The organism is Schlesneria sp., from assembly GCF_036405755.1.
Lineage (GTDB): Bacteria > Planctomycetota > Planctomycetia > Planctomycetales > Planctomycetaceae > Schlesneria > Schlesneria sphaerica.
The window spans coordinates 1-7112 of the sequence record NZ_DASWWZ010000368.1 but is presented as its reverse complement, the minus strand read 5'-3'; the positions used below and the strand labels follow the sequence as shown (position 1 = coordinate 7112).

The 7112-nt window shown below is 56.8% G+C and carries 6 protein-coding genes and 1 pseudogene; 3 read left to right on the top strand and 4 right to left on the bottom strand.

All coding sequences use genetic code 11. The annotated features are described in order from the left end of the window. Positions 1 to 235: 235 nt before the first annotated feature. The 4 genes from gcvPA to VGE80_RS12650 form a co-directional block, all read right to left on the bottom strand. Positions 236 to 1597 (bottom strand): aminomethyl-transferring glycine dehydrogenase subunit GcvPA, encoded by a 1362-nt coding sequence (gene gcvPA, locus VGE80_RS12665; RefSeq protein WP_373653710.1) that lies wholly within the window; start codon positions 1595 to 1597, stop codon positions 236 to 238. Between the two features lie 21 nt (positions 1598 to 1618). Continuing rightward, the gene (gcvH, locus tag VGE80_RS12660) at positions 1619 to 2038 is read right to left on the bottom strand and encodes a glycine cleavage system protein GcvH (protein WP_440592926.1); all 420 of its coding nucleotides are present in this window, start codon (positions 2036 to 2038) and stop codon (positions 1619 to 1621) included. Positions 2039 to 2181: 143 nt separating this feature from the next. Then, a complete protein-coding gene (gene rpiB, locus VGE80_RS12655) occupies positions 2182 to 2658 on the bottom strand; it encodes a ribose 5-phosphate isomerase B (RefSeq protein ID WP_373653712.1) in 477 nt (158 codons plus the stop codon). A gap of 88 nt (positions 2659 to 2746) precedes the next feature. Next, a complete protein-coding gene (locus tag VGE80_RS12650; RefSeq protein WP_440592925.1) occupies positions 2747 to 3871 on the bottom strand; it encodes an arsenate reductase/protein-tyrosine-phosphatase family protein in 1125 nt (374 codons plus the stop codon). 302 nt (positions 3872 to 4173) lie between these two features. Between VGE80_RS12650 and murC the strand changes: the two genes are divergently transcribed. From murC to VGE80_RS12635, 3 genes and pseudogenes are all read left to right on the top strand, one after another. After that, a complete protein-coding gene (gene murC, locus VGE80_RS12645) occupies positions 4174 to 5562 on the top strand; it encodes a UDP-N-acetylmuramate--L-alanine ligase (RefSeq protein ID WP_440592924.1) in 1389 nt (462 codons plus the stop codon). Then, positions 5537 to 6415 carry a UDP-N-acetylmuramate dehydrogenase gene (gene murB, locus VGE80_RS12640; protein WP_373653715.1) on the top strand — a complete coding sequence of 293 codons (879 nt, stop codon included), beginning with the start codon at positions 5537 to 5539 and terminating at the stop codon, positions 6413 to 6415. Before murC ends, murB begins: the two co-directional genes overlap by 26 nt. Before the next feature lie 289 nt (positions 6416 to 6704). Beyond that, positions 6705 to 7112 (top strand): annotated as a pseudogene (locus VGE80_RS12635) (D-alanine--D-alanine ligase); the annotation flags it as partial.

Genomic DNA, 7112 nt, shown 5'->3' with positions numbered 1-7112 from the left:
GGGTGGCGGGCGCGAGTCCGGCTCCGATAGTTGGAAAAACTACATGCGCCGGGCGACCAACACGATTAACTACTCAACACAGCTCCCGCTTGCTCAGGGAATTCAGTTCGACGTATGAGACCCACACGTCACGGAACCAGCCCGAAAGGACTGCGAGAGAACCGAAATGAAAACGCCCCTGATGGGCTCAACAGGACCACCAGGGGCATTTCAATTTCATCGGAATCGAGCGACGCTAGTTCCCGGCGAGTGCCGTGACCAGTCGATCAATCTCTTCCTTCGTTCGCGACTCGGTGACTGCGACCAGCAGACAGTTGTCACGATCTGCCTCGGGAATCCAGTCCAGGCCTGAAATCCGACTCAGCGCTGGACCGATATCAATGTTCGCGCTGGCGGCCTTACGAATTGCCACGTCGGCGCTGTGCTTATACTTCAGGACAAATTCTTTGAAGAATGGCCGACCAAACAGCAGCTCACATCCGTCGATCACTTTAAGCCGATCGGCCGCATAGTGGGCTTTGCGACAACTGAGTTCTGCGACTTCCTTCAAACCGTGCGGGCCCAGCAAGGAGAGATAGACGGTTGCTCGCAATGCCATGAGCCCCTGGTTCGTGCAGATGTTGCTCATCGCACCGGCGCGGCGGATGTGCTGCTCACGAGCCTGCAGATTCAGGAAGAAGCATCGCTTGCCAGTTCGATCAACGGTCTGTCCGATCAATCGTCCCGGCATCTTCCGGACGAACTGCTGACGACAGGCCAGAATTCCCAGGAAGGGCCCCCCAAACTGCAGCGGGATTCCCAGCGACTGGCCTTCGGCGACCGCGATGTCGGCTCCCACATCTCCGGGACGCTTCAGAATTCCCAGGCTGAGAGGATCGAACGAAACCACGAACAGGGCGCCTGACTGGTGAGCCAGCTTCCCGACAGCTTCCAGATCTTCAAGGCAGCCAAAGAAGTTCGGCTGCTGAATGATGACGCAGGCCGTCTGGTCGTTGATTTCTTTTTCCAACTGATCCAGATCGACAGAGCCGCCCGGCGTCGGAACGACAACCAGTTCGGTCGTCTTGTTGACAAGGTACGTCTTCAGCGTTTCGACGTATTCCGGATTCAAGGATCCGGCGACGACGATTCGGCCGGTTCGATTCGTGCATCGCATCGCCATCAGGGCCGCTTCGGCAACGCCGCTTCCACCGTCGTAGAGACTGGAGTTCGCAACGTCCAAACCGGTCAACTGAGCGATCATTGACTGGAATTCGAAGAACGCCTGTAGCGTTCCCTGACTCGCTTCCGCCTGGTAGGGCGTGTAAGCCGTATAGAACTCCCCTCGTGACGCGATTTCATCGACGACACTCGGGATGTAGTGATCGTACGCGCCACCACCCATGAAGCAGGCCCGCGCTGAAGCGCCGATATTACGCGATGCCAACCGGGCGAGATGCTGTTCCAGCTCCAGTTCCGTCAGGGCAGGCGGCAGGTTCAGCGGACCGCGAAGCTGCAGCTCTGCGGGAATTTGATCGATCAGAGTTTGCAGGGAATCAACACCGATCCGATCGAGCATCTGCTGTTGCTCGTCGGGTGTACAAAACAGGTAAGACACTTAAAAAACCTTTGGAAATGGTCAATGACCCGATTGCTCGCAGTGTGACTTGTATTGAGACTGATCGAGCAGCGACGCCAGCTCTGCAGGATTTGCGACTTTTGCCTTGATCATCCAGCCTTCTTCGAACGGGCTGTTGGTCAGCAGATCCAACTCGGCAGAGAGTGCCTTGCCGTCGGCACCAGTCCGTTCGGTCAGCCGCTCGTTCGTTGCAATCACTTCCCCCGTCACGGGAGAATAAAGGTCACTCACCGCCTTGACGCTTTCGACTTCGCCGAACGGCTGTCCCTGAACCAGCTTCTTGCCGACCGCAGGAAGATCAGCAAAGACCAGGTCGCTCAGAAGCTGGGCAGCAAAGTCGGTGATACCGATCGTAGCGGTATCACCTTCGATCGCGACCCATTCGTGAGTCGTGGAATACTTCAATTGTTCGGGACTCATTCAGCAAAGACTCCGTTCGCATCAGCGAAAGTTTTGTTGGTACTGTTTGGTAATGAATTGATCAACGCGATGCCGCCGGGGTCGACGAACACTTCACGCCTATTCTGATTTGCGAGAGCTCAGATCGCAATCCGGACCGCACCCTAGCTACATGGTGTACAGTCCGCAGCAGGAAGATCGTCCTGTGTTTCCAGATCAGCAATCTTGCCGATACGGCGGGCGTGTCGCCCCCCTTCAAATTCTGTGCCGAGCCAGATCTCGATCATCCGGGATGTCAGTCGTTCCCCCAACAGATCGGCCGACAGGCACAGGACATTTGCGTCGTTATGACGACGACTCATCTCGGCGGTCAATTCGTCATGACACAAAGCGGCCCGCACGCGGGGAAACTTGTTGGCGACGATGCTCATCCCAATTCCACTGCCGCAGATGAGAATCGCTCGATCGGCTTCGTTGTCGGAAACGGCGCGGGCACCCTGAGCCCCAAAGTCGGGATAATCCACGATATCCGCGTTCACCGGCCCCATATCGATCGTCTCATGGCCCAGCTCGGCGACCTGGGCAAGAATCCTGCCCTTCACCTGAAAGCCACGATGATCACTGGCGACAACAATTTTCATAAAGAGCGACTCGAATCTCTGGACGGTCGGGAATTCAGGATGCTTCACTGCGACCGAATCATAACAAAAATCTCGGCCCGCGAAGAGTTTACGATCTGAGAGGGACGAGCTGCGAAATTAACATTTTCAGATTTTTCTCGATGCTCTCCTTGCATTCCGCGTAGTCACGCGGACCACCACCATAAGGGTCGGCAATGTCGCCCTGCTCTGACGAAAGCAGTCGAACTCGGTCAGCCAGATCCGGATACAGGTTCAAAATGGATTGACGATGGCCGCGAGTCATCGTCAGGACATGATCGGCGTGTAGCAGAAGTCGTTCCGTGAGTGGCTGGCTTTCGTGATTTCGAAGGTCAATTCCGTCTTCCGCCAGCACATTGACCGCCTCGCGACTGGCCGGCGAACCGCTTCCCGCCGACATTCCCGCTGACAGAACATTAAATCCCAGGTCGATCAATTCTTCGTCCTGACACTTTAATTGTTTGGCCAGCAGTCGGCGAAATAAGGCTTCCGCCATAGGGCTTCGACAGGTATTTCCGGTGCAGATGAAGAGGTAAACCTCACTGCAAAGCCGCTTGAGGGTACATTCCGAAACGACCCCCTGCTCTGAGACGTTCCATTCCTTTTCCGACACGTTCACGACGGTGGAAGGGTCGCCGTATCGACAGGGGCCGTCATCAATAATCATCGATACCCGATCGCCATACCGCGCAGCGACTTCTGCTGCGTTTCTTGGCATGGGACCGTGAAGGGCCGAGACTTCCGAGCTGGCAATCAGCGGGGTCGGGCAAAGCCGAAGTGTATCAATTAACAGGGGATGAGCCGAAACTCGAAACCGAATGCCTTTGTCGTCGGCAAGCAGCGCACGCCGCGCATGTTCCGCCAGATCGTTAAACAAGCCGCTCACCAGCGACTGATTCAGCCCGAGTGTCAGCGGCCCCGGCCAGCCCCTGCGCGCGAGTTTATCTGCATTCGCGGGCAACTTGGGGACATAGTCCCACAGCTCGAAATGAGACTTGAGCAGCAATGTGCGAGGAGCTTGCGACTCGAGAGAAACAAGTTTTTCGACACCCTCGGGGCTCTGCGGATTCGCGACAATCAGATAAACTGTCTCCGTCGGGAACGCGACAAGATCACCTTCCGCCAGGCGATGACACGCCCGGTGGATGGCGTCACGGGGATCGTCGCTTCGGCGAATTTCGACAATTTGCGACATCAAGGGGTTTCCAGAGTCGATGAGTTTCTTCGTCACGACGTTCGTGATGCAAACCAGGATGCAACCAATGCGGTGCTCATGACGATCACCCCAGACGCCAGCGGGCGGCTTCACTCAGACAGCAGTTTATCCAGTAAACGTCTTGGGATCAACCAACCGAGCCCTTCTGATAGTGACAAGTCGTTCACTCACCGCACCTTACGAATATTGAATTCGACAACTTCCGGACGAAAAAACGGACCTTTGCGACCGGGGTGAGCCTGCCACTTCTCACTCCTCCGGGAACACTAAATCGGATTTCCATGAACAGCGATTCCCCTGCATCGGCTCACCTTGTCGGCATTTGCGGAAGCGGCATGCGCGCATTGGCGGAAGTTCTGATGGATCAGGGTTGGTCGCTGTCCGGGTCTGACTTACAACCTGCCCCCCCCGCAATCCAGAAGTTAATGAACCGAGGCCTGTTGTTTCGCCACGGGCACGCAGCTCAGAATATTCCGCCCCGGACTGCCCAACTTGTCTACAGCCCGGCAATCCGTCCCGATAACGTCGAACGAAAAGAGGCGGAACGGCGAGGAATCCCCCAGCAATCGTACAGTCAGAGGGTAAGCCAACTGGCCCGGACTGGAGCAGCCGTCTGCATCGCCGGAACGCACGGGAAAAGCACAACCACAGCCATGACGGCAAAAATTCTGGAGAGAGCAAACCGCCTCTCGGGTGTTGTCCTCGGCGCGGAAATGTGCGATTCAGGCCGCAGTGGCTGGACCGGCCGGGGAGATTTGTTCGTCGCCGAAAGCTGCGAATTTCAGCAGAGCTTTCTCGACTTTCACCCCAGATACAACGTCATCCTGTCTGTCGAGCCTGACCACTTCGACTGTTACCCAACCCTGCCAGCCCTTGAAACCGCCTTCACCCGGTTTGCCTCGCAAACCTGCGGTGACGGTGTGCTGTTGTTTAACGCGGACTCAGAAACCTCCACCTCTGTCGCCAGGCACGCTTCGACATCGGCCCGGCGGGCGTCGTTCGGGACTTCGCTCGCTGCTGACTGGCGGTCGACGGACATCACCCAGACCTCGCGGGGAACAGAGTTTCAACTCCTGCATCACAGCCATCCCATCAGTCGGATCAACCTGCCCCTGCACGGCCTTCATAACGTCGGGAACGCGCTGGCTGCCGCCGCCATCACGGCCGAAATCGGCGTTTCAGTGGAAACGATTCAGCAGGCACTGACTGACTTCCACGGTATACGGCGTCGGTTGGAACGTGTGGGGGAATGCCGGGGAACACAACTGTTTGATGACTACGCCCATCACCCCACGGCGGTCAAAATCACACTGCAAACCCTGCGCGACATCGCAGGGACTGCCCGCCTGTGGTGCGTATTCCAACCACATCAGGTTCTGCGGACAGTCACCTTGATGAACGAGTTTGCTGCAAGTTTCGCCATGGCCGACGAAGTTATCATCGCCCCCGTATATGCGGCCAGGGAATCCGTGAATCAGGAACCACACGCCATCGCCGGGCAGCTTGCGGAACGGATCTCAGCCAATGGCGTGAAGGCCAGGTTCTATCCGTCGCTTGACCAGATCGTGAACACATTAGAGGATGCAATGCGCCCCGGAGATTTCATCGTGACCATGGGGGCTGGCGACATCGACCGGATACATTATGAGTTCACTCGACGCGTTCAATGAAATTCTGCAACGGGACGAACCGTTGGCACCCTACACCTGGTTGCGACTTGGGGGTCCCGCCCAATATCTGGTCACACCCCGATCTGTGGAGGAGTTAAAGCAATTCGTGACTGTCTGTCATGAAGAACAGATCCCCATCCACATTCTGGGGGGCGGATCGAATCTGCTCGTCAAAGATGAAGGGGTCAGTGGAGCCGTCATTCGACTGACCTCCCCGGTCTTTGCAGAAGTGCATATCGAAGGAAACAAGGTACGGGCCGGCTCCGGTGCGCTCCTTTCACGCGTGATTTCGGAGACAGTCCGTGCCGGCCTGTCAGGTTTCGAGAATCTGGCGGGGATCCCCGGAACGATCGGCGGCGCCTTGTGCGGAAACTCCGGGGGCCGACAGGGAGAAATCTCGCAACTGGTCACCAGCGTGACGGGCCTGACCTCCCTGGGCGAAGTCGTCGTCCGCAGTCAGGATGAACTCTCGTTCGATTATCGACAAAGCAACCTGAATGAACTTCTGATTCTCGAAGGAGAGTTTGAGCTTCGCTCCGACGATCCTGAAGCCATCTCACAGAAGCTCAAGATGAACTGGATTGCCAAAAAAGCTGTTCAGCCACTCAGCTCGCAGTCTGCGGGCTGCATCTTCAAGAACCCTCGCGGTCAGCGGGCCGGTATGCTGATCGAGCAGGCGGGACTGAAAGGGACGCGGATTGGCGGTGCCGAGATCAGCGAACGTCACGCCAACTTCATCGTGACGTACCCCGGTGCCAAGTCCAGCGACGTGTTACGTTTGATCGACCTGGTCCGATCGAAGATTTCCGAGCAGTTCGGAGTCCATCTAGAGCCGGAAATCAAAATCTGGTAGCGTTCGCGCGCGTCGAGAGCTGGATTCAGACGCGGGATGCCGTTCGCGCCTTTTGCGGCTTCGGTCGTCGGATCTTGTGATATTAACCGTGTGAGCCGCTTTCGGCGGGAGAGCCTTCCTGTCGTCGAACTGGGTGCGCGCTAGTTGATTCATTGGGCCAGTTTGTCTTCCTCAAAGACGAATTCATCGGATAGGTGATGGGACAATCCTTGTCCCGTAGTCTTCCGCGACAAGGATTGTCGCGGATTTGCCGTTCGAGACTGAAAACACAATCGCAAGGATGCGGTCTATGTCTCCCAAAACAACTCCACTGCGTGTCGCTGTCCTCGCTGGCGGGGATTCGGAAGAGCGGGAAATCAGCCTGAAAAGCGGTCAGGCAGTCGCCGACGCCCTGACCGAGACCGGGCATCAGGTGCTGCAGCTTGATCCCGCCATCGTCGATGTGGCAGGGATCGACTGGTCGCAGTTTGATGTCGCCTTCGTGGCTCTGCACGGCTCTTTCGGTGAGGACGGTCAAGTCCAGCATATTCTCGACGAAGCGGGTGTTCGCTATACCGGAAGCGGCGCCGTGGCATCGCGACTGGCATTCAGCAAGTCAGCCGCAAAAGAGCAGTTTGAACTGTTCGGTGTCCCCACCCCCGCTTTTACAACCATTCACTACAACGATGATCTCAACGAGATTCGCAAAAAAGCAGAG